This is a genomic window from Streptomyces sp. NPDC050388 (genome assembly GCF_040655635.1).
GTDB lineage: Bacteria > Actinomycetota > Actinomycetes > Streptomycetales > Streptomycetaceae > Streptomyces.
In genome coordinates this window covers 1-1,502 of record NZ_JBFAKH010000264.1, presented here as the reverse complement: position 1 = coordinate 1,502, position 1,502 = coordinate 1, and the positions used below count along the sequence as shown (strand labels likewise).

Genomic DNA, 1,502 nt, shown 5'->3' with positions numbered 1-1,502 from the left:
CCGGGTAGTAGCGCTGACCGGTGAACTTCTTGGCGGCGGTGTCGTAGTGGAGTTCCTGGCCGGCCAGGTAGAGGACGGTCTTGCCGAGGCCTCGGGACCAGTGGGGCCCCGCAGCGACCGCGTAAGACCCGCTGGCCGCCGGGTACCGACCATCGTAGATGCGCGCTTCAGAACCCTGGGGCCGGGAGGAAGTCCGGCCACCATGGGGGCGCGCCGCTGGGGCAGTCGTAGGTGGTGCCGCTCCAGAAAAGTGAGAGGGCGCACCAGGAAACGGCGATGAGCGTCACTGCGAGGGCGAAGGCGTGGAGAAAGGGACGGTTCCCAAGAAGGGCCCCCACCGCAACCCAACCCAGCAGCAGGACCGCCCAGAGGCCCGGGATGAAGAGGAAGAGCAGAAAGCTGCTGTTGGCCGCGTTGTTCACTCCCGTGTCGCAGGCGTTCCACACCCTGCCCAGAAGCATGGCCGCGAGCACCGCGAGAGCCAGCCCCACCATTGCGCCAAGACATCCATGCAGCCGTCGGTTCCCCATACGCCCCCTCCGTTCATCGTCGGCTCCGGAAAGCACCGGAGCCGAACCGCTCGTCACTGTATCCACCCGCTCCGCACCCCCTGACCAGCGGGGACCGGCCCGCCCCTTGACGGACGGGCCGGTCCCCGGCGGGAGGGTCCGGACTACTTCTTCTTCACCTGGTCCACTCCCTTCGTGTACATCTGCCCGATCGTGTCGATCACCGCGGCGTGGAACTGTTCCCTGGTCAGGTTGAGACCGTGTTTATCGAAGAGGTCGACCCCAGCCTGCATTGTCACCTGGTCGCCCAGGTCATCCTGTCCAACGAGGACGGGATCGGCGACCGAGGCCCCTTCGATGAGCGTCTTGGAGTCGAGGCCGGCGGCCCGGCCGACGTAGCCGTAGTGGACGTTCGACCACATGTCGTAGAAAACCTTGTAGTCGGTGCCCGGCACATCGATGAAGTAGCCCTTCTTTGAAAGGTTGAACTTCTTGTCGAGCTTGGGCTTATGGTCCCACTCGCAGATCTTGGGGCAGACCTTGGCAGTCCACACGGCCAAGGCCGCGGCCCTGTCTCTCCCCTGAGAGCGTCCGGCCAGTCCGTCGTACCAGGCCCACGGACGTAGAAGCCCCTGGATGGTCCTCACCTCGTTGGACCGGGCGTTGTAAGTCAGTTCGTCGTACATGTAGCTCGCCATCTCGGAGAACAGGTCCTCCCCCATCTTCAGGTCGGGCTTGGGCTCGGGGCCCTTCTTGAAGGTGGTCTTGCGGGAGGCCTTTCCGCCGTTGTTCCTGACAGTGATGGTGAGGACCCCGCTGAAGCCGCTGAAGCCGCCGGAGCCGCCGGAGCCGCCGGAGCCGCCGGGATTTACGGACACCGTGGACGTTGTCGTGTACGACCAGTCCCAGCCGGTAGCGGTCTTGGTGAAGGTTTCGGTACCGCCATTGCAGGAGCTCGAGGAGCCGCCGCACATCCCGTCGGGACGAAGTCCG

Annotated in this window: 2 protein-coding genes; both read right to left on the bottom strand. The window is 65.2% G+C overall.

Annotation, left to right across the window (positions count from 1 at the left end; genetic code table 11):
• Positions 1–167 precede the first annotated feature (167 nt).
• Positions 168–494 carry a hypothetical protein gene (locus AB0I73_RS41255; RefSeq protein WP_363045509.1) on the bottom strand — a complete coding sequence of 109 codons (327 nt, stop codon included), beginning with the start codon at positions 492–494 and terminating at the stop codon, positions 168–170.
• A 179-nt stretch (positions 495–673) separates the two neighbouring features.
• Positions 674–1,502 (bottom strand): polymorphic toxin type 44 domain-containing protein (locus tag AB0I73_RS41250; RefSeq protein WP_363045508.1); only part of this gene is annotated, 829 nt, incomplete at its 5' end.